Annotated in this window: 25 protein-coding genes; 24 read left to right on the forward strand and 1 reads right to left on the reverse strand. The window is 42.9% G+C overall.

Features of this window, described 5'->3' with window-relative positions; genetic code table 11:
- Both C7457_RS00420 and C7457_RS00425 read left to right on the forward strand, forming a co-directional pair.
- Window positions 1–402: a hypothetical protein gene (locus C7457_RS00420; protein ID WP_121169418.1), complete on the forward strand. Its 402-nt coding sequence runs from the start codon at window positions 1–3 to the stop codon at window positions 400–402.
- On the forward strand, window positions 386–1,483 hold the full coding sequence (locus C7457_RS00425) for an inositol-3-phosphate synthase (protein WP_121169420.1): 1,098 nt from the start codon (window positions 386–388) through the stop codon (window positions 1,481–1,483). The genes C7457_RS00420 and C7457_RS00425 overlap by 17 nt, the downstream gene beginning before the upstream one ends.
- Before the next feature lie 21 nt (window positions 1,484–1,504).
- Here C7457_RS00425 and panD read toward each other — a convergent pair whose 3' ends face one another.
- Window positions 1,505–1,885, reverse strand: a complete 381-nt coding sequence (gene panD / locus C7457_RS00430) for an aspartate 1-decarboxylase (RefSeq protein ID WP_121169421.1) — start codon at window positions 1,883–1,885, stop codon at window positions 1,505–1,507.
- Window positions 1,886–1,963: 78 nt separating this feature from the next.
- Between panD and amrB the strand changes: the two genes are divergently transcribed.
- The 22 genes from amrB to C7457_RS00540 all read left to right on the forward strand — a co-directional run bounded on the left by amrB (window position 1,964) and on the right by C7457_RS00540 (window position 20,608).
- Window positions 1,964–2,770, forward strand: a complete 807-nt coding sequence (gene amrB / locus C7457_RS00435) for an AmmeMemoRadiSam system protein B (protein WP_121169422.1) — start codon at window positions 1,964–1,966, stop codon at window positions 2,768–2,770.
- A gap of 37 nt (window positions 2,771–2,807) precedes the next feature.
- Window positions 2,808–3,080: an ArsR/SmtB family transcription factor gene (locus C7457_RS00440; protein WP_121169424.1), complete on the forward strand. Its 273-nt coding sequence runs from the start codon at window positions 2,808–2,810 to the stop codon at window positions 3,078–3,080.
- Window positions 3,080–3,406, forward strand: coding sequence for a thioredoxin (gene trxA / locus C7457_RS00445; RefSeq protein WP_121169425.1), 327 nt, complete (start codon window positions 3,080–3,082; stop codon window positions 3,404–3,406). The genes C7457_RS00440 and trxA overlap by 1 nt, the downstream gene beginning before the upstream one ends.
- A gap of 3 nt (window positions 3,407–3,409) precedes the next feature.
- On the forward strand, window positions 3,410–4,330 hold the full coding sequence (gene trxB, locus C7457_RS00450; protein ID WP_121169426.1) for a thioredoxin-disulfide reductase: 921 nt from the start codon (window positions 3,410–3,412) through the stop codon (window positions 4,328–4,330).
- Between the two features lie 5 nt (window positions 4,331–4,335).
- On the forward strand, window positions 4,336–4,896 hold the full coding sequence (locus C7457_RS00455) for a TlpA family protein disulfide reductase (RefSeq protein WP_121169427.1): 561 nt from the start codon (window positions 4,336–4,338) through the stop codon (window positions 4,894–4,896).
- Entirely contained in the window at window positions 4,893–5,477 is a 585-nt protein-coding gene (gene yihA / locus C7457_RS00460; protein WP_121169429.1) for a ribosome biogenesis GTP-binding protein YihA/YsxC, read from the forward strand. The genes C7457_RS00455 and yihA overlap by 4 nt, the downstream gene beginning before the upstream one ends.
- Before the next feature lie 2 nt (window positions 5,478–5,479).
- The gene (locus C7457_RS00465; RefSeq protein ID WP_121169430.1) at window positions 5,480–7,075 is read left to right on the forward strand and encodes a DNA repair protein RecN; all 1,596 of its coding nucleotides are present in this window, start codon (window positions 5,480–5,482) and stop codon (window positions 7,073–7,075) included.
- Window positions 7,042–8,412, forward strand: a complete 1,371-nt coding sequence (locus C7457_RS00470) for an ArsB/NhaD family transporter (protein ID WP_121169432.1) — start codon at window positions 7,042–7,044, stop codon at window positions 8,410–8,412. The genes C7457_RS00465 and C7457_RS00470 overlap by 34 nt, the downstream gene beginning before the upstream one ends.
- A complete protein-coding gene (locus C7457_RS00475) occupies window positions 8,413–8,919 on the forward strand; it encodes a YqhA family protein (RefSeq protein ID WP_121169433.1) in 507 nt (168 codons plus the stop codon). It begins immediately after the preceding gene.
- A gap of 14 nt (window positions 8,920–8,933) precedes the next feature.
- Window positions 8,934–9,974, forward strand: coding sequence for a flagellar motor switch protein FliG (fliG, locus tag C7457_RS00480; RefSeq protein WP_121169434.1), 1,041 nt, complete (start codon window positions 8,934–8,936; stop codon window positions 9,972–9,974).
- Between the two features lie 18 nt (window positions 9,975–9,992).
- Window positions 9,993–11,024, forward strand: a complete 1,032-nt coding sequence (gene fliM, locus C7457_RS00485) for a flagellar motor switch protein FliM (RefSeq protein ID WP_121169436.1) — start codon at window positions 9,993–9,995, stop codon at window positions 11,022–11,024.
- Between the two features lie 58 nt (window positions 11,025–11,082).
- Window positions 11,083–11,427, forward strand: a complete 345-nt coding sequence (gene fliN / locus C7457_RS00490; RefSeq protein ID WP_121170628.1) for a flagellar motor switch protein FliN — start codon at window positions 11,083–11,085, stop codon at window positions 11,425–11,427.
- 2 nt (window positions 11,428–11,429) lie between these two features.
- Window positions 11,430–12,146, forward strand: coding sequence for a flagellar basal-body rod protein FlgF (gene flgF / locus C7457_RS00495; RefSeq protein WP_121169438.1), 717 nt, complete (start codon window positions 11,430–11,432; stop codon window positions 12,144–12,146).
- Window positions 12,147–12,159: 13 nt separating this feature from the next.
- The gene (gene flgG / locus C7457_RS00500) at window positions 12,160–12,960 is read left to right on the forward strand and encodes a flagellar basal-body rod protein FlgG (RefSeq protein ID WP_121169439.1); all 801 of its coding nucleotides are present in this window, start codon (window positions 12,160–12,162) and stop codon (window positions 12,958–12,960) included.
- 61 nt (window positions 12,961–13,021) lie between these two features.
- Window positions 13,022–13,894 carry a flagellar basal body P-ring formation chaperone FlgA gene (gene flgA, locus C7457_RS00505; protein WP_170137320.1) on the forward strand — a complete coding sequence of 291 codons (873 nt, stop codon included), beginning with the start codon at window positions 13,022–13,024 and terminating at the stop codon, window positions 13,892–13,894.
- A 44-nt stretch (window positions 13,895–13,938) separates the two neighbouring features.
- The gene (locus tag C7457_RS00510) at window positions 13,939–14,538 is read left to right on the forward strand and encodes a flagellar basal body L-ring protein FlgH (protein ID WP_245939550.1); all 600 of its coding nucleotides are present in this window, start codon (window positions 13,939–13,941) and stop codon (window positions 14,536–14,538) included.
- 8 nt (window positions 14,539–14,546) lie between these two features.
- Window positions 14,547–15,632, forward strand: coding sequence for a flagellar basal body P-ring protein FlgI (locus C7457_RS00515; protein ID WP_121169443.1), 1,086 nt, complete (start codon window positions 14,547–14,549; stop codon window positions 15,630–15,632).
- 8 nt (window positions 15,633–15,640) lie between these two features.
- Complete coding sequence (locus C7457_RS00520) at window positions 15,641–15,931, forward strand: rod-binding protein (protein ID WP_121169445.1); 291 nt, start codon at window positions 15,641–15,643, stop codon at window positions 15,929–15,931.
- On the forward strand, window positions 15,928–18,009 hold the full coding sequence (gene flhA / locus C7457_RS00525; RefSeq protein WP_121169447.1) for a flagellar biosynthesis protein FlhA: 2,082 nt from the start codon (window positions 15,928–15,930) through the stop codon (window positions 18,007–18,009). The genes C7457_RS00520 and flhA overlap by 4 nt, the downstream gene beginning before the upstream one ends.
- The gene (locus C7457_RS00530) at window positions 18,006–19,151 is read left to right on the forward strand and encodes a flagellar biosynthesis protein FlhF (protein WP_121169448.1); all 1,146 of its coding nucleotides are present in this window, start codon (window positions 18,006–18,008) and stop codon (window positions 19,149–19,151) included. Before flhA ends, C7457_RS00530 begins: the two co-directional genes overlap by 4 nt.
- Entirely contained in the window at window positions 19,151–20,002 is an 852-nt protein-coding gene (locus C7457_RS00535) for an AAA family ATPase (RefSeq protein WP_121169450.1), read from the forward strand. Before C7457_RS00530 ends, C7457_RS00535 begins: the two co-directional genes overlap by 1 nt.
- The gene (locus tag C7457_RS00540; protein WP_121169451.1) at window positions 20,003–20,608 is read left to right on the forward strand and encodes a sigma-70 family RNA polymerase sigma factor; all 606 of its coding nucleotides are present in this window, start codon (window positions 20,003–20,005) and stop codon (window positions 20,606–20,608) included. It begins immediately after the preceding gene.
- Window positions 20,609–20,612 lie beyond the last annotated feature (4 nt).

The raw sequence follows: 20,612 nt of genomic DNA on the forward strand, positions 1-20,612 counted from the left end.
ATGGAAATTGACGATAGGGCACTAAAGGGACTTGCCTGTAGGGCCGTTGACCTTTGGCTAAACCTCGAGATAGGTAAGTGTAGGCCGGATAGTAACTACCAGCAGGTTGTGGAGCTCCTAAGGCAAAGGTTTAAGGCTGAAAAACTTAACCCTCTACTTTTAACCTTGGGGCTCCTTGAGATGGCCCTTATAGAGGACGCCTTAAAGGGGAAAACGTACATGTCGGATGAGGAGAGGGAGAAGGTTATTCAGGAGGTGGTTAATTCCCTTGCCGATAACTTTCCCCGGATAGTTGAGGAGATGGAGAAACTCTTAGGAGATATTTCAGATAGAATTAAGGAGTTTAAGCTTTACGCACAAAAGTACAGAGCGGGAGGAGAACCAGATGTCAAGGAAGGTTAAGCTAGCGATAGTTGGAGTTGGAAACTGTGCAAGTTCCCTCGTTCAGGGGATTTACTACTACAAGGGAAAGAATCCTGAGGAAATTACAGGTTTAATGCACTATGACGTTGGCGGTTATAGGCCGTGGGACATTGAAGTTGTTGCTGCGTTTGATATAGACGCTAGGAAAGTAGGTAAGGACGTAAGTAAGGCGATCTTTGAAAAGCCCAACTGTACAAAAGTTTTCTATCCTGATGTTCCGGAAATGGGCGTAGAAGTTCAAATGGGTCCTATAATGGATGGCTTTGCAGAACATATGCTTGAGTACCCTGAAGACCAGAGGTTTGTTCCTGCAGACAGAGAGCCGGTTGACGTAGTTAAGGTCCTTAAAGAGAGTGGTGCAGAGGTAGTTGTGAACTACCTTCCTGTTGGTTCTGAAGAAGCTACAAGGTTCTACGCCCAGTGTGCTCTTGAGGCCGGATGTGCCTTCGTTAACTGTATTCCTGTCTTTATAGCTTCCGATGAAGCTTGGGCTCAAAAGTTTAAAGATGCCGGACTTCCCATAGTTGGGGACGACATAAAGTCCCAGGTTGGAGCTACTATTACTCACAGGGTCCTTGCTACTCTGATGAGCGATAGGGGAGTTCCAATAGATAGAACCTACCAGTTGAACTTTGGAGGGAATACAGACTTTTTAAACATGCTTGAGAGGAAGAGACTGAAGACGAAGAAAGTTTCAAAGACGGAAGCCGTTCGCTCCCTCATTCCTTACCCCATTGATAGCAATAACATCCATATTGGACCCAGCGACTACGTTCCTTGGTTAAAGGACAACAAGATTGCCTACATAAGGCTTGAAGGAAGGCTCTTCGGAGACGTTCCAATGTACATTGAGCTAAAGCTCTCAGTTGAGGACTCTCCAAACAGCGCAGGTAGTGCAATAGACGCTATAAGGTGTGCAAAACTTGCAATGGATAGGGGAATCTCAGGTCCGCTTTACTCAATATCATCTTATACGATGAAACACCCACCGATTCAGTATCCAGACTGGAAGGCTAAGGAGCTCGTAGATAAGTTCATTAAAGGGGAAATTGAGAGGTAGGGATTTTCTTCTCCCTACCCTTTAAACTAACAAACCTCCAGAAGAGCGGCTTACCTTTACCGGTCTGTTTTCCTCATCAACCAGCACTACGGTTGGGGAGAAATTCTCTATTTCATCCTCTGAGAGCTCACAGTAGCTTACAATTATTACTATGTCACCTTTTTGAACCTTCCTTGCTGCTGCTCCGTTTAAGCATACCTCACCGCTTCCTGGCTCTCCCGGTATTACGTAGGTGGAGAACCTCTCTCCGTTGGTGACGTTGTAGATATCAACTTTCTCGTAGGGGAGGATGTCTGCAAGTTTAAGGAGCTCACTGTCAACTGTGATGCTTCCTTCGTAGTTTAAGTCAGCACCGGTTACTGTAGCCCTGTGTATTTTTGACTTGAACATAATCCTCTTCATCAATCTCCCCTCGTGAAAAAATTCGCTACTTAATATATGTTTAGAGTATAGAGACAACAAACTAAAGTGGAGGGAGAGATGGTAAGGTATCCGGCCGTTGCAGGTCAATTCTACCCCGGTTCTCCGGCAGAGTTAAGGGCCTACTTAGAGAGCTTCTGCAGGAGAGATTTACCTAAGGTAAAGGCTAAAGCAGTTGTAGTTCCGCATGCAGGTTATATCTACTCAGGTAAAGTGGCTGGAGAGACCTACAGCAGGGTTGAAATACCTTCAGTTAACGTTGTTATGGGGCCTAACCATACTGGACTTGGAAAACCGGCTTCTGTCTACCCAAGTGGAGTCTGGTTGACTCCCCTTGGCGAAGTACCTGTGAATGAAGAGATAGCCTCTGAGCTTGTAACTAGAGAACCTTACGAACCGGATACTACTGCCCACATCTACGAACACTCTTTGGAAGTTCAGATTCCCTTCCTTCAGCACTGTTCCGGCTATAGAGAGGACCTTTCAATAGTCCCTATTGTCTTTCAACATATTCCTTACTCTGAGTGTGTTAGGGCTGGCGAGGCCCTTGCTGAGGTTTTGGCCGGTAGAGAGGACTCTTTGATAGTTGTCAGCACGGACTTTTCCCACTACGTAAGCCAGGAAGTTGCTCAGAAGCTTGATTCTCTTGCTATTGATGCGATATTAAACCTTGATCCTGAGGAGCTCTACAGAAGGGTTCACTCTTACAACATAACCATGTGTGGTGTTATCCCTGCTACCGTTGCTCTAGTTGCGGTAAGGGCTCTCGGTGCCACAGGTGCTGAACTTGTTATGTACAGGACCTCAGGGGACGTTACGGGAGATTACCAGCAGGTAGTTGGTTACGGAGGGATAATCATATATTAACTATGATAGAATCTGCTTAAACTTTTGGAGGCCGAGGGTGGATAGAGAGACAAAAATAGCTGAGATCTTTAAGGCGCTTGGCCATCCTACGAGGTTGAGAATTCTTGAGTACCTCAGTGAAGGTGAAAGGTGCGTTAAGGACATATGGCAGGAGCTTGGAATCCCTCAGCCGACTGTTTCTCAGCACATAAATACTTTAAGGGAGGTAGGTATTATTTCCTGTAGGAAGGAGGGAGTTAAGACCTGCTATAAGATAGAAATGCCAATAGTTGTTAAAATAATGAAACTTTTAAAAGAGGAGGTAGAGTAATGGCTCAAGAAATTAGGACAGTTGAAGAGTTTGAAAGGGAAGTTCTTCAATCAGATATTCCAGTCCTTGTTGACTTCTGGGCTCCTTGGTGTGGACCTTGTAGGATGCTTGCTCCAACAATTGATGAACTTGCCCAGGAGTATGAAGGAAAGGTAAAGGTAGTTAAAGTAAACACTGACGAGCTTCCGATGGTTGCTATGCAGTACGGAATAAGGGGAATTCCAACCGTTATGCTCTTTGTAAACGGTGACGTTGCCGATGTAAAGGTCGGACTTCAGCCAAAGGCCGTTTTTGAAAACATGATAGAAAGGGTTTTGGGAGAGTAATTAATGGAGGTTTGGGATACTCTGATAGTTGGGGCTGGGCCTGCTGGCCTTGCCGCCGGCATTTACGCCGGTCGTTCCCAGCTTAAGACTCTAATACTTGATAGAATGCCAGGAGGCCAGCTTTTAATAACAGAGGAGATTGAGAACTACCCCGGCTTTCACGGGGGGATAACGGGTTTTGAACTTTCTGAGAAGTTCCGCCAGCACGCAGAGAAGTTTGGAGCAAAGATTGAAAACGGCCATACTGTAACTGAAGTCACTTTGGATGGTGAAATATTCGTTGTTAAAACGGACTACGGTGAGTTTAAGGGACGGACCCTCATATGGGCGGCAGGTTCTAACCCTAGGAAGTTGGGGGTTCCTGGAGAGGCTGAGTTTGTAGGTAGGGGAGTGTCCTACTGTGCCGTTTGTGACGGTGCCTTCTTTAAAGACAGGGTTGTTGCAGTAGTAGGTGGAGGAGACTCAGCACTAGAAGAGGCCCTTTACCTGACGAAGTTTGCTAAGAAAGTCTACTTAATACACAGGCGTGATAAGTTTAGAGCGGTTAAGATTATCCAGGATAGGGTAAAGAGGAACGAGAAAATAGAACCTGTCTTGAATAAGGTTGTAGTTTCAATAAACGGAAAGGACTTCGTTGAGAGCCTTACCCTTGAGGACACCAGAACTGGCGAAAAGATGGAACTCCCCGTTGACGGTGTCTTTATCTTTATAGGAAACGAGCCAAACGTTTCTCCTATTATTCATTTTGTAGATACGGACCCTTCAGGTTTCATACTGACAGATGAGGAGATGAGGACTAAGACTCCAGGCCTCTTTGCTGCAGGTGACGTTAGGAGCAAACCCTTAAAGCAAGTTATTACTGCTGCTTCAGATGGAGCAGTTGCAGCAATGAGTGCAACTAGATACCTTGAAGAAAAGGAGTAAAGGGAATGAAGAGGCTTCTAACCGTCTTACTTCTCTCTTCTTTGATTTCCTTCAGCGGTTGTCAGAAGGAAGTTCAAAACTCTAAGCAAAAGACTCAGGAAGTTTCTACAACTTCACAGGCTCAAAAGGATTCTGCTTACGATTTTACCTTTACCGACGTTAACGGGAAGACTCACAAACTTTCAGATTATAGAGGGAAGGTTGTAATAGTTCAGTTCTTTGGAACTTACTGTCCGCCCTGTAGGGCTGAAATGCCTGTTTTACAAGAGCTCTATAACAAGTACAAGGATAAACTTGTTGTTATTGGACTTTCTGTTGACTACATTGGTGAGAGTCCGGAGAAGTTAAAGCCGTTTGTGGAGAGAATGGGTATTACCTATCCTGTAGGTCCGGCTTCTGAAAAGGCGTGGGAAGAGTACGCCGGCAGGATTACAGGCCTTGATTCAATTCCTCAAACTTACATAATAGATAAGGAAGGAAGGGTTCGTTACTACGAGGTCGGTTTTGCTCCGTCATACGGAAAACTCTTTGAGAAAGTAGTGATAGAGCTTGCAAGCGAGAAATGAAGATAAAGAACGTAAAACTCTACAAAGCCGTTTACAGACCTGAGGATATTCCTCAGACTCCCTACAACGAAGTAGCCTTTGTAGGTCGTTCAAACGTAGGGAAGTCTTCCCTTCTTAATACTCTTGCTAACAACTTTAAGCTTGCAAGGGTAAGCTCTCAGCCGGGTAAAACCCGTTCAATAAACTTCTACCTCATTGACGGTAAGTTCTTTCTAGTTGACCTTCCAGGTTACGGTTTTGCAAAGGTTCCCCTTTCTGAGCAGAAGAGGTGGAGGGATTTAATAGAGAGCTACCTTAAGGGGAGGGACAGGCTAAAGGGGATATTCTTACTTGTTGATTCAAAGGTGGGCCCTACAGAAAAAGACCTTCAAATGAAAGAGTGGCTTGATTTCTACGGAATTCCCTACGTAGTGGTTGCAACTAAGGTTGATAAGCTTAAGCAGAAGGAGAGGAGAAAACTTGAGGAAAGAATAAGGGAAGGCTTTAAGAATAATTCTATCAAGATCATCCCCTTTTCTTCTAAAACGAGGGAAGGAAGGGATAGGCTCTTAAAGGAGCTTTCACACTTTCTAGAGAGTTAACTATGTTGGAGGAGCTTAGGCTCTTTAATTTCGGTTCAATTACGGGGGAGCTCCTATTTTCCCCCGGTTTCAACGTAATAATCGGAGAGACCGGGACGGGAAAGTCCTTACTCCTTTCATCTATCAATTTCCTGAAAGGAGATAGGAGCTCAATATCAGGTGAAGGAACTTTTGTTGAGGCCCTCTTTAGGGTTGGGGATGAAGAAGTTTCTGTGAGGAGAGAGATTAAGTCTTCCCGCTCCCGCTTTTTTTTAAACGGAATGAGGGTTCCTCAAAAGAGAGTTGAAGAGGTTGTATCTCCTTTAATTCTCTTTCAGTCCCAAAGGCTTTCAGCAGAGTTCCTTAAACCTTCCTATCAGCTTTCCCTTATTGATGAAGTTTCTGGAAATAGGGAAATCTTAGCAAGGTATAGGGAACTCTATCAAAGGTACGTTTCCTCTTTAAGAGAGCTTGAGGCTTTAAGGGATGAACTCTCGGCAAGGGAGAGGGAAATTGACGTTCTTAAGTTTCAGATTTCAGAGATTGAGGAGGCAAACATTGGGGAAGGGGAGGAAGAGGAGCTCCTTGAGCTAAAGAAGTTGGTATCAAGAGCTCAGGAGCTAGAGGAGCTGAGAAGGAAGAGTCTCTATCTCCTTTACGAAGGGGAGTCTTCCGCTCTCTCTCTGATTTCTGAAGTTTTAAGGGAGTTTGAAAAGGTCTCTCTGTTTCCGGAGATAAGGGAGAAGTTAGAGGAGCTCTACTACAGCCTGGAGGGTCTAGTTTCTGAAATAGATAGTAAAATTGAACCTCCCCAGACGGAGATGAGCCTCTCAGAGATTGAGGAGAGGCTTTACCAGATAGAGAGGATAAAGAGGAAGTACGGTCCTACCCTTTCAGATGTTAGTTCTTTTCTCAGTAGGGCAAAGGAGAGGTTGGAGTTCCTTGAGAGGGGAGATGAGAAGTTAGAGGAGAAGGAGAGAGAAGTTGAGGGTTTAAAGAAGGAGCTCTTGGAAGTGGCTAGGGAAATCTCTAGGAGGAGGAGGGAGGGGGCTGAGAAGCTGAAAGAGCTCTTGGAGGAAGAGTTCAAGGACTTAGGCCTTTTGGAAGCCAGGTTTGAAGTTGAGTTTATCTCCCTTGAAGAACCTTCTCCTTCCGGTCTTGAGAGGGTAAGGTTCCTCTTTTCCGGAAACCCTAAACTTCCTCTTTCTCCTCTATCTCAGTCAATTTCAGGTGGGGAGCTCTCAAGGTTCCTTCTATCTGTTCTAAAGATTCTATCCCCTGAAAATATAGTTATGGTCTTTGATGAGGTAGATAGCGGTATATCGGGTAAAATCCTTAGGAAAGTAGCTGAAAAGTTAAGAGAGATAAGCAGGAGAGTTCAGGTGATAGCTGTTAGTCACTGGCCCCAGGTAGTTGCTGCGGCTGATAGGGTTTTTAAATTAGAAAAGGGAGCTCAGGGAGAAGTTAAGGTTAGACTCCTTCAAGGGGAGGACCTCTTAAGGGAATTATCTATAATGATTTCTGGTCAAGTTAGCGCTGGTGGCCTTAAGGCTGCTAAAGACTTACTAATGAGTTGGGAGGAGAGATGGCACACGGAACGGGAGAACACCAAACTGTAGGGGGACTCTTAGCTGCTTTTAACGTTCACCTGTCAAAGGCTCAGCTTGCTGAGCTCAGCGTTTTACTCTTCGTTTTTACCTACGCGATGATACTTCTGGAAAAGTTTTTCCACAGAACGATTGCTGCTTTAATAGGAGCTTCTCTGGTTCTGGTTATTGGAGTTATAACCCCAGAAAAGGCCTGGGAGGCAATAGATCAGAATACTATTTTCCTTCTCTTTGGAATGATGAACATAGTTACAGTAATGGGTAAGAGTGGCTTTTTCCACCTAGTTGCTGCAAAAGCGGTTAAGCTGACTAAAGGTTCTCCTGCAAGGGTCCTTTGGATATTTTCACTCTTGACCGCCTTATTCTCGGCTTTCCTTGACAACGTTACAACCGTTCTCTTCATGGCTCCAGTTATGATAAACATAGCTGAGAAGTTAAAGCTAAACCCTATCCCTTACCTTATTGCTATAGTTTTGGCTTCGAACACCGGCGGTACTGCAACTTTAATTGGTGATCCTCCCAACATTATAATTGGAAGTATTGCAGGGAAGACCTTTAATGATTTTCTAATAGAGGTAGCTCCCTACGCAACTTTGGCTTTCCTCATTGGCCTTGTAGTTATGCATTTTATGATGGCCAAAGGAGGTTTCCTGAAGTCAAAAGCTACTTCAGAAGAGCTCCAAGAGATCCTATCTGGAAAAGTTGATGAGAGCCTCCTTGATAGGAGGTTAATGAAGAAGTCGGTTACAGTTTTCCTCATAACGATTGTCCTCTTCATAGTTGGCCATAACTTGGGCCTTGAGCCGGGAGTTATAGCCCTCTTTATGGCAACCATACTTGCCCTTATAAGCGGTCTTTCTCCAGCGTGGATTTTGGAAAAGGTAGAGTGGACGACCCTTATCTTCTTCATGGGTCTCTTTATGGTTGTCGGTGCCCTAGAAGTAAACGGAGTTTTTGAGGAAGCAGCCCAGTGGCTCATAAAGGAAATTGGAACTGACATTCACCGCGGAATTCTGATAGTAGGTTTTACTTCTGCTCTAATTTCCGGTTTTGTTGACAATATTCCATTTACCATGTCAATGGCTTACGTGCTAAAGGGAATGGAAGCTCAGATGGGAAGTGTCATGGATCCCCTATGGTGGTCCCTGTCTCTGGGAGCTTGTTTGGGAGGAAACCTTACGATAATTGGAGCTTCGGCAAACATTGTTACTGCTGATATTGCCGAGAGGAACGGCTATAAGATAGACTTCTTTAGGTTTATGAAGTATGGAACGCCTGTAGCAGTTATAACTGTTGTTGTAGCTATACTCCTTTTCTACGTTGAGCATGCCGTTTTCGGAGGTATTTAAATGGAATTTCTAGAAAAGCTTTTTGAGGCTTTTCTCTGGAGGACCCGCTGGTTTGTCCTATTTGCTGTTATTTTCTCCTTAGTTGCTTCCTTAAGTCTCTTTATTCTGGCGTCAGTGGAGATTCTAGAGCCTGTAGAACATCTGTTTAGCAATCATTTTCACGTTAGTGCTGAAGAGCACGAGTATTTGGTTGGAACTATTGTTGGAGCAATAGACCTTTACCTTATAGCTACGGTTTTAATAATCTTTTCTCTCGGCCTTTACGAGCTCTTCATAAGTAAGATAGATGAGGCTGAGAACGACGAAAAGTCTTCAAGGATTCTGGCAATTCACAGCCTTGATGACCTTAAGGATAAGCTTGCCAAAGTTGTATTAATGGTTCTCATCGTTACGTTCTTTAAGTATGCAATTCACATTGAGTACAAAACGCCGATAGATACCCTTTACTTGGCAGTTGGTGTTTTTATGCTGGCATTAGCCCTCTACTTTACTCATAAAAAACACTGAAGGAGCGCTGACTTATGCCTGAAGAGAAGGGGGGAGATAAACATAGGACCGAGAGGATAACCGGAGCTCAGAAAGCCGCAATACTGATACTGACCCTTCCAGAAGATGTAGCAGTAAACGTCCTTAAAAGGCTGAAGGATCATGAACTGGTAAAGCTCGCAAAGACGATATTTTCGCTGGGAACTATAAAGAAGGATATGGTTAAGCTGGTTTTAAGAGAAGCTTACGATGAACTGGGGGAAATTGCTCCATTAAAGACCGCACCTGAGGAACTTCGTAGGCTTCTTGAGAAGGCCTTACCTCCCGATAAGTTAAAGGAGCTCTTAGAAGAGTCAATGCTCACTGAGAGCGGTAGGGTTGTCTTTGAGGAGCTCAAGAAGATGGATCCAAAGTTTATTGCAAAGCTCATAGAGAAGGAGCATCCCCAGATAATTGCCATTATTCTATCTCAACTTCCACCTATGAAGGCTGCTGAAGTAATCCAGTACCTTCCAAAGAGGTTGGGAGTTACGAACGTTAGGGAAGAGGTTATAAAACGCCTTGCACAGCTTGAGAAGATATCTATGAAAACTCTAAAGATCGTTACAGAAGCCCTTGAAGAAGAACTTGCCAACATTGGTGCAGGTAAAGAACAGACCTTGAGTGGACTTGATATCGCTGCTGAAATTGTTAATAACCTTCCAAAAGATATAGCTACGGAGTTACTTGAGGAGATTAGGAAAGAAAATCCGTCTCTTGCTGATGCTATTGAAGAGAGGATGTTTAAGTTTGAAGATATTATTAAGCTTGATAACCGTGCAATTATTGAGATCCTTAAGGCTGTTGATAAGAACGACTTACTCCTTGCTCTTAAGGGAGCTCCACAGGAGATCCTTGATAAGTTCTTATCCAACATGTCTAAAAGGGCAGCCCAGATGTTCCTTGAAGACCTGGAGGCTCTCGGGCCTGTGAAGAAGTCGGACGTTGAGAAGGCTAGGAAGAAGGTCATTGCTATAATAAAGAAGTTAGCGGAGGAAGGAAAGATAGAGCTCGGTGGAGCAGAAGAGCTCGTTTAAATTTGGAGGAATTAACCTGTGTCTGACGAGTTCCTTTCCCAGGAAGAGATAGACGCTCTTTTGGGTGGTGGGGAAAGTAAGGAGGAAGAGGAGAAGCCTGAAGTATTTCCCTTTGATTTTTCCCAGGTAGAGCATTTAAAGAAGGGAGGGGTTCCTGGGCTTGAGCTCCTCTTTGAGCGCTGGGTTAAGGTTTACCGTGAGGCAATTAGAAGGTTAGTTCCTCAGGTTACGATGATTACAAAGGAGAGCGTTTATATAACTAGGTTCAACAACTTTATTTCCAAAATTCCTATGCCTGCAGCTTATAGTGTAGTTTCAATGAAGCCCTTCAAAGAAAATTTCCTGTTTGTTCTTGATTCAAGACTTGTTTTCGTTGTTATAAGCGTAATGTTCGGGGGACCTGCAAAACCTTTTAAGATTGAAGGTAGGGAATTTACAAAGCTTGAAACTAAGATAATTGAAGATATAGTTAAAATTGCTCTTGAATCCTTTAAAGACGTGTGGAAGGACGTTTATCCTGTTGAACTAGAGTTAAAGGGTATAGAGTTGAACCCCACCCTGGCTAGGATTGTTTCGGGTAATGAGAAGGTCATTGTGGTTGAGTGTAGTATGGATGTTGACGGATATGAAGCCCCCTTTTTCTTCTGTTTTCCCCACGGAATGTTTATGCCTATTAAAGAGATCATCTACTCTGAAGCCCTCTTTGCAGAGAAAGATCCTGTTTGGGAAGAGTACTTAAAAAAGAAGGTTCTTAAGACTGAATTGAAGTTGACTTTAGAGCTTGCAAGGATGAAATTCAGATTAAGAGAGATCCTTGACTGGAAAGTGGGGGATAAGCTTGATCTGGAAGTATCAAAAGACTCTCTTCTTAAGCTTTACGTTGAGGATAGTCCGAAGTTTATTGCAAGGTTAGGTAAAGTTAAGAATAGGTTTGCGGCTTTAATATATGAAGAGGTAGATGGAAATGGAGGAGAAAAATCAGGAGGAACTGGCGAAGGAATGGGAGGAAGCTCTGAAGGCTCAGGAGAAAGAACAGCAGGAGGAAACTGAGCCTCAGGAGTCTCTGGAAGGGGAGGAAAAAGAGGAGTCCTCTAGCCAGGAAGATGTTATGGCTGCGTGGCAGGAAGCCCTTGCTCAGCAGGAGAAATCCTCCTCTGAGCCTTCTGAATCGGAAGGGGAGGAGAAGTGTGATGGTAAGCTAGAATTAATTAAGGATATTCCTCTTGAAGTTTCGGTTGAGGTTGGTTCCACAAAACTTCCACTGGAAGAGATTCTTAACCTTCATTCAAACAGTGTAGTTGAGCTTGACAGGTTTGTTGATGAGCCAATTGATATAAAGATAAACGGTAAGTTGGTTGCAAAGGGGAAACTTTACGTGGTAAAAGATAGTTACGGAGTTGAGATAGTTCAGATAATTACTCCTGAGGAGAGGCTTAAACTTTTAGAGGAGTAGCTATGGCTTTAACAGTTCAAGCTTTGTACATTTTGGCTGCTGGAGAAGAGAGGGCTTCTGAGCAGCTTGATACCGTTACAAACAACATAGCAAATGTAAACACTCCAGGGTTTAAGAAGCTTCTTGAAGAGGAGATGTCTCAGCATATACCAAATAACGGCGGTAATGCTTACAACTTACTCGTTTTTCCCCGTTTCAAGGCTACTCACGTAGTTCTTTCTCAGGGGCCTTTGAAGAAAACGGGAGCTCCCCTTGACCTTGCCCTTGAAGGAAAGGGGTTCTTTGCAGTTAAGGCTAAAGGGGGAGAACTCTACACCAGGAACGGCCACTTTTTCGTTGATGCCCTTGGTAGGCTGGTTGATTCTAAAGGAAACCCTGTTCTTGATATCTCTGGGAAAGAGATAGTACTTCAGGGCAATAAAGAAGTTACTGTAACTAAGGATGGAGTTGTTTATCAGGATGGAGTTAGAGTAGCAGTTTTAAAGATTGTTGACTTTGATTCTGTAAACCCGGTTGGTGACTCTTACTATCAGGGAAAGGGAACTCCCCGTGCAACTGATGCAAGAGTTTTGCAGGGATACCTTGAAGGTTCCAACGTTAACGTTACGAAGGAGATGGTTAACCTGATAGAGGCCCAGAGGAGATTTGAGATGTACGGAAACATTCTTAGGGGCCTTGGTCAGATGAACTTAAAGAGTAATGAAATTGGAAAAGTATAGGGAGGGATGAGCTATGCTTAGAGCTCTTTGGACTTCGGCAACTGGAATGGAAGCCCAGCAGACTAACCTTGACGTTATTTCCCACAATATAGCAAACGTTAATACTGTAGGTTTTAAGCGTTCAAGGGCAAACTTTGAGGATTTAATTTACCAGGACATAAGGGATCCGGGAGTTATGAGTTCTGAGGAAAACAGGGTTCCTTCTGGCATTCAAATAGGCCTTGGAGTTAAACTGTCTGACGTTAGTAAGATCTTTACTCAAGGTAGCTTAATTAAAACGGATAAGCCCCTTGACGTTGCCATTCAAGGTAGAGGTTTTTTCAAGATAGAGCTCCCTGGAGGAGGAGAGGCCTACACGAGGGCCGGAAACTTTCAACTTGACGATGAAGGTTACATAGTTACCCCTGAGGGCTATAAACTCTCTCCAAACATCCAGATTTCTTCTCCAGAGACCGTAGTGAACATATCAATTTCGCCAAATGGAAAGGTTTACGTTGTTAGGAACAGCGGAGGAGAGCAGGTAACTGAGGAAGCAGGAAGTATTAAGCTTTACGTCTTTATGAACCCTGCTGGCCTTAAGTCTATAGGTGGAAACCTCTTCGTTAAGACAGACGCTTCTGGGGAGCCTATAGAGGGGGACCCTAATACTGACGGTTACGGGAAGTTGGCTCAAGGTTTCCTTGAGGCTTCAAACGTTAATATAGTGGAGGAGATGGTTAACCTAATTGTTGCCCAGAGGGCATATGAGATTAACTCCAAGGGAATAATTGCCGCCGATGAAATGCTCAGAACGGTTGCTAGCCTTAAGACTTAACCTGTTCTTTTTTGTTCTCTTCCTTTTCTTTCCTTCACTGGTCTCTTTTGCTGCTGAGGTTTTGGTTAAGGAGGAGGCTACTGTAGGGGGGAACAGGGTCTTCCTCTCTGATGTTGCGGAGATTAAGGGGAATCCCCTTGAGCTAGAGATTTTAAGGAAAGTTCCTATTTCCTCCAGCCCTCAGCCTTGTCGGAGTTTAACAATTTCGAAGAAGGAGATAGCTGAGAAAATAGTCCTATACCTTAAAGAGAATAGAGTTTCCTTTAAGGAAATTGAGGTAAAGGGAGCTCCTTACGTAAAGGTTAGAAGGAACTGTACTGTTGTTGGGGGAGAGAGGATTAAGCGCTTGATAGAGGAGTTTTTAAAGAGGAATTATCCACAGTTGGTCCTTATTTCTGTTCCTACACCTTCCTTTAAACTTCCCGTTAAAGAATTTAAGGACGAAGTGTCACTTAAATCTCTGGGAAGGAACTACGCAAGGTTTGTTTACAAGGTTTACAGTAACGGGGAGCTAGTAAAGAAGGTTTGGCTTACTGCTAAAGTAGATAGGAAGGTGAAGGTAGTAACTGCTAAAACTCCTATTCCAAAAGGTTCACTGATAAGGCCTGATATGGTTGAGTTTAGAGAAATTCCTTCAAGACAGGCTAGAGGGGCCCTTTCAGACTTAAAGAATGTTGTTGGAAAAGTAGCAAATAGGGATTTCCTTCCTGGAGAGGTTTTTAAGAGCAGGGACCTTAAACCAAACTTTATAGTAAGGAAAGGAAAGCCTGTAAAGGTAGTTTACATTAGAGGTCCTATTCACATAGAGCTTTTAGGAATTGCTTTAGAAAATGGAGCGGTGGGAAATATAATAAGGGTTAAAAATATCTCTACTGGGAAAATACTAAGATGCAGGGTAGAAAAGGACGGTTCGGTTACCTTTTTATCGGATTAGCAGTTGTATACTTGCTAAGTTCGTGTGCTGAGAGGAAGGGAGAGGTGGTTTCGTTTCCTCAAACTCCGCCTCCTGAGTACCAGTCACCTAAACCTTCTCCAGGCTCTCTGTTTTCCGGTTATGAGAACCTCTTTTCCGATCCCAAGGCCCGGAACGTAGGGGACGTTATAACGATTAAGGTTTACGAGAACATATCGGGAAGCGGTTCTGCAAAGAATACTACCCAGAAGAAGAGCTCTTACGATATAAACGTTAACAAGCCTGTTTTCTTCGGTAAGAAGTTCCCTGGTAAGAGTAAAGACCCTCTGGTGGGTTTCTCCACCAGTCCATCGTCTACCTTTTCAGGTAAGGGAGCTACCTCAAGGAACGCCAAGTTAATAGCAACTATCTCTGCAAGGGTTGTAAAGGTTTATCCAAACGGTGACCTTTACGTAGTTGGTAAGAAAGTTATAAGGATAAATGACGATTACCAGGTTCTTAGGATCTCAGGAATTGTAAGGCCTTCGGATATTGGCCCGGATAACTCAGTCACTTCAGATAAAGTTGCAAATATGTACGTTGAGTATAACGGTAAGGGATACTTCAACGAAAGTTCTAGACCAGGTTGGCTTGCAAGGATTCTCTCTAAAATTTGGCCCTTTTAGGGGAAGGTATGGTAAGGCTGTTAACTCTTATTCTCCTCCTTTTAACTGGGATTTCCTACGGAGCAGAGGTAAAGATAGGAACTATTGTAAATGTTGAAGGTGTTAGGCCTAACTACCTTACAGGGTACGGAATAGTTGTAGGCCTTAGCGGAACAGGTGATGGGACGACCAGCGTCTTCACGCTTCAGAGCGTTGCAAATATGCTCAGGAAGATGGGGATTTACGTTGACCCTAAATCTGTAAAGACTAAGAACGCTGCTGCCGTTATGGTTACTGCAAAGCTTCCTCCCTTTGCAAAGCCAGGAATGACCTTTGACGTTGAGGTTGCATCGATTGGCGATGCTAAAAGTATTGCAAACGGCGTTTTAATAAGAACTCCTCTCTTTGGTCCCGACGGGAAGATTTACGCCTTTGCCCAAGGACCTGTATCAACGGGTGGCGGTTTCAGTGAGTCAAACAAAGGAGGAAAAGTTCAGAAGAACTTTTCAACTGCAGGGGTGATTCCAAACGGAGGGATTGTTGAGAGGGCCCTTCCCTTTGAGTTGAGTCAGGAGAAGGAACTTGTTCTGACCCTCAATAACCCCGATTTTGCTTTAGCATCTGAGATTGCAGACGTTATAAACAGTAAGTTTGGTAGAATCGCTAGAGCTGTTGACTCGGCAACCGTTAAAGTAAGTTTTCCTCTAGGAGTTGATAAGGTCAACTTCATCTCGGAAGTCCTTTCCTTAAAGGTGAAAACAAATCCTGAACCTACGATAGTTATTTACGAAAAGACGGGAACTGTAATAATGAGTGGAGACATAAAAATTGATCCGCCAGTTTATGTTTCCCACGGAAACATTTACGTTTCAGTCGTAAAGAAACCTGTTATTTCACAGCCACCTCCTCTTTCGGGAGGGAAAACTGTAGAAACTCAACAGGTTGAGACTACCGTAGTTGAGGAAAATGCAAGGATTTTTGCAATAGAATCTCCTTCTTTAAAGGACTTGGTTAAAGCTCTAAATCAGCTTGGAGTTTCTCCCGGGGACCTAATAGCAATCCTTCAAGCGATAAAGGCGTCCGGAAAACTTCATGCAAAGATAATCGTTATGTAGGAGGAACTTTGATAGGGAAAGCACAAATTGGAAGACTTTACTGGGATTTAAATTCCCTGTCCCAAATGAGAAGTTCAAAAGAGGCTGTAAAGGAGTTTGAAGCTTACTTGTTTCATATCTTTTTAAAGGAAGCCTTTGACGATAGCTCTTCCCTCTTTGGAAACTCCTTTCAGGGAAAGTTCTTTAAGGATATGTTTGCTATGGAGCTCTCTCAAGAGATAGCAGATACCGATCCTTTAAAGTTAGCAAGCTTTTTTGAAGAGGCAATTAAGAGGTACAAGAGTATCGGTGGAAGATGAGGGAAAGTTTAACTTTCTACTACGATAGAATTTATAAGTACTCTGATGTTGTTTTCGTTGTTCTCATACTGGCAATACTGGCCAGTATGGTTTTGCCTATTCCCTCTTTTCTCCTTGATATCCTTTTAACTTCAAGTATAACCTTCTCACTTTTAATTTTAATGACTACAGTTTACGTTAAGCATCCCCTAGAACTTTCTTCCTTTCCCTCACTTCTCCTCCTTGCAACTCTCTTTCGCCTTTCACTTAACGTTGCAACAACGAGGAGAATTCTCCTTCACGGTCACGAAGGGCCAGATGCTGCAGGTAGCGTAATAAAGGCCTTCGGTCAATTCGTTGTAGGTGGTAACTACATCGTTGGAATAGTTGTTTTTGCGATTTTAGTGGTAATTAACTACATAGTGATTACAAAGGGTACAGAGAGGATTTCTGAGGTTGCAGCAAGGTTTATCCTTGATGCAATGCCTGGTAAGCAGATGAGTATAGATGCTGACCTTAACGCAGGTCTTATTGATGAAGAGGAGGCAAGGAGGAGGAGAGAGGAAATTGCTAGGGAAGCCGATTTCTACGGAGCTATGGATGGAGCTTCCAAGTTTATAAGGGGAGATGCAGTAGCTGGAATAATAATCACTCTGATAAACATAATTGGAGGTTTACTAATAGGGGTTTTCCAGCACCACATGAGTTTTTCTCAGGCTGCCAAAACCTTTACTCTTTTAACGGTCGGCGACGGCCTTGTTTCACAGATTCCCTCCCTTATCACTTCAACAGCAGCAGGACTTATGGTTACAAGGGCTGCTGCTGAAACCGACCTCGGTAGAGAAATATTTAAGCAGTTAACCCAGTATCATAAACCCCTCTTTATGGCCTCTTTAGCCCTTGCAGTTATCGGTTTAGTTCCTGGAATGCCAACTATTCCCTTTGCTATCCTATCTGCCCTTATAGCTGTTGTGGCCTATATGGTCTATAAATACGAAAAAGCTAAGGAGATTGAGGAAGCCGAGAAGAGGGCAAAGGAGTTATTGAAGGAGACGAAGAAGGAAGAAGAGAGTCCAGAGGATATAGTAGTTCAGCCAGAGCCTATAACTTTAGAAATTGGATATTCTCTGATTCAGTACGTTGATGAAAATCAGAACGGTGAGGTGATAAAGAAGATAAAGAACCTTAGAAAGCAGCTAGCTAAAGAACTTGGAATAATAATTCCTCTTGTTCACTTAAGGGATAACCTTGAGTTAAAGCCTAACGAGTACAGGATACTCCTTAGGGATGTTGAAGTTGCAAGGGGAGAAGTTGAGCCAGGTAAAGAACTTGCGATAGATACCGGTGGAATAAAAGGAGAGTTGAACGGTAAGCCTACGAGAGAGCCTGCCTTTGGTCTTCCCGCCTACTGGGTAAGCGGTGAGGAGAGGGATAAGGCTAAGCTCTTAGGGTATACTGTTGTTGACGTTCCAACAGTAATAGTTACCCACCTATCGGAAGTAATTAAGAAGCACGCCCATGAGATTCTAACGAGGGCGGATGTCAAGAAGTTAGTTGAGAACCTTTCAAAGAAGTACCCGATAGTTAAGGAGATCGTTCCAGAACACGTCTCTTATGGAGTTCTCACAAAAGTCCTTCAAAATCTTTTAAGGGAAGGTATTCCAGTTAGAGATCTGTTAAGCATAATTGAAGCAGTGGCAGATAACATTGAGAGGACTAAGGATCCTGACATCCTTACCGAGTTTGCCCGTCAGGCCCTTTCAAGGTTGATAACCAACCTTTACGCTAAAGATGGAACCCTCTACGCTCTTTCTTTAGATCCAGAGACTGAAGAGTTTATACTTAAGAAAGTGAAGGAAAATGGTTACCTTCCTCCCCTTGAACCTGTTTTTGTTCAGAACCTTGTGAAGAGCGTAAGTCAGCAGTTAGAGCCCTTTTTAAAGAATCAACTTCAACCTGTGATTCTTACTTCTCCGGCAGTGAGGTCATACCTCAGGAAGATTTTGGAACCTTACCTTCCAAGCGTGGCCATTCTTTCCTATGCTGAGGTTGAACCGGGAGCAAAAGTAAACATTCTTGGAGTGGTTAAAGGACAATGAGCGTTAAGGTTTATGAAGGAGAAGATTTAAACGAACTTATTGAAAAGGCTAAGAAGGATCTAGGAGACGTAGAGATTCTCTACTATGAGACTGAAAAGAGAGGGGTTTTTCCGTTCTTAAAGAAAAGGTGGTATAAGCTCTTTGTTCTAAAGAAAGAGGAATGTAGAAACGATGAAGGGATTGAGAATAAGGGAGAAGAGTTAACGAAGTTGGAAAGGGAAATTGAAGAACTGAAAGGGTTAATAAGGGAAATTAAAGATGTAGCTGCTAAGGAAATTCCTCCCCCGCCGGTTCCATCTCACATTGACGAAAAGGTAGTTTGTTCTCATGAAGAATTTAATGAGTTTACTGGAGATGCTTTGGAGCTCCTTTCTCTCCTCATAAAAAAGGGCGTTGAACCTGAAGTTGCTAGAGTTTTAGTAAAGGAAGCCTGTGGTTTAGACATTGAGAGTGAAAAGCTTGACCTTAGTGTTCCAACCTTTAGGGAGGCCCTATTAAAAGGGGTAAGTGAACATATAAAGTTTACAGGAGAGTTTAGAGTTGAAACTGGTCAAAAAAAGGCGCTAGTTTTCTTAGGACCAACGGGGGTTGGTAAAACGACTAATTTATTTAAAATTGCGAGTAAGTTTGTTATAGAACAGGAACTTAAAGTAGGGGTAGTAACTACCGATACTTTTAAAGTAGGCGGTGTAGTTCAGGCTCGTACTTATGCTTCCATCTTAAATATTCCGTTCTTTGTGGCGACCGATCAGAAGAAATTGAAGGAGATTGTGGACAGTTTGAGGGAACTTGACGTTGTTTTAATAGATACCGTAGGAAGGAGCCATTACGATTACTGGCGTTTGGGGGAAATTAAGGCTATTCTCTCAGGTCTTGAAATTCCTTCAGAAATGGTTCTTCTTATAAGCTGTAACTATTCAACTCAAGAAGCCATAGAGGTGGTTAACAGGTACAGGAGCTTTTTCCCTATTTCATCGATATTTTTTACAAAGATTGATGAGAGCTCAAGTCCCGGAGTACTAGTTAACGTTCCTTATATGTCAGGTCTTCCCGTTTCATACGTAAGTACAGGTCAAAGAGTTCCAGAAGACATTAAACTTCTAACTCCTGAGCTTGTAACTAAGTACTTGTTGGGAGAGTGATGGAGAACCAGGTAGAGAGTTTAGTTAAGTTAATAAAACAGAGGGAAAAGGAGGCTAGAGCTAAAGTCCTTTCGTTTGTGAGTGGAAAAGGAGGTGTTGGAAAAACGGGGATAGTTACTTCCTTGGCTTACGTACTTGCCAACACTTTTAATAAAAGGGTTTTGCTCCTCGATTGCGACGTTGCTCTTGGGAACGTTCACGTTCTGTTGGGATTGTCTCCCGATAAAAATTTAAAGAACGTCTTAAAGGGCGTTCCCATAGAAAAGGTTATACAGAACGTTTACAACTTTGATGTTGTTCTCGGTTTTTCTGGGATAGATGGGATTGATGAACTTGAAAGTCTTGAAACGGCTAATCTCCTTCTTCAAATTGAACGGGTAGTTGAAAACTATGACTATATACTTCTTGATAACTCAGCAGGTTTGAATCGCTATACTATAGGCTTTTCAAGGGCTGCTGCTTCAACTTACGTTGTTACGACGCCTGAACCTACTGCTCTTACGGATGCTTACGCTTTTATAAAGAGTCTTTATAAACTCTACAGTTATTCAAACTTTAAGGTAATTGTTAATATGGCTAAAAGCAGAAGGGAAGGTTTTGATACCTACGAAAGACTTCAGCATTCGATTAACAGGTTTTTGGGTATAGATGTTACTCTTGCTGGAATTGTTCCTTATACCAATAGGTATAGGGAAGCTTTGAGGAAAAGGGTTCCTTTTGTAGAGCTTTACCCTTCAGATTCCTATTCAGTTGAAATTAAGAGGATAGCTCAGCTTGAGACGGGCCAGCTTTTAAAAGAGGAAGAGAGTTTTGTGGAAAAACTTGTTAAGTTCTTCTTCAAAGGAGAGTAGATGTATACAAAGACTAGAAAAGAAATAGTTCTAGAACACCTTCCTTTAGTTAAGAAAGTTGCTAATAAGATCTATAAAAGGATACCTGAAGGAGTGGTAGATTTTGAGGAGCTTGTTAATACTGGAGTTATAGGTCTTATAAAGGCTATTGACAAGTATGATGAGAAAAAGGCAAAGTTCTCTACCTATGCTTATATAAAAATTAGAGGAGAAATTTTGGATTATTTGAGGAAGCTTGATTTTTTACCAAGGAGCGTTAGGGGAAAGATAAAGAAAGGGGAAATTGAAGATCTGAAGGAGGAGATAGCTTCTTTTATCTCGTTAGAAGAAAAGCTTTTTTCAGAATCGGATAGATTTACCGTTAAGGATACTTTAGTTTCAAACAACCCTACTCCAGAAGAGGAATTAATTTTAAGTGATATGAAGAATAGATTGGCAGATGCAATCAGAAAGCTTTCAGAAAGGGAGAAGCTAGTTCTTCAGTTAATTTTTGTTGAAGAACTTGATTTGAAGTCAATAAGTGAAGTCTTAGGAATCTCCGTTTCTAGGGTTTCTCAGATTAAGAGCGCGGCTTTGAAGAAGTTGAAGAATCTTTTAGATGGTTGAGTAT

This window comes from Thermovibrio guaymasensis, from assembly GCF_003633715.1.
Classification (GTDB): domain Bacteria; phylum Aquificota; class Aquificia; order Desulfurobacteriales; family Desulfurobacteriaceae; genus Thermovibrio; species Thermovibrio guaymasensis.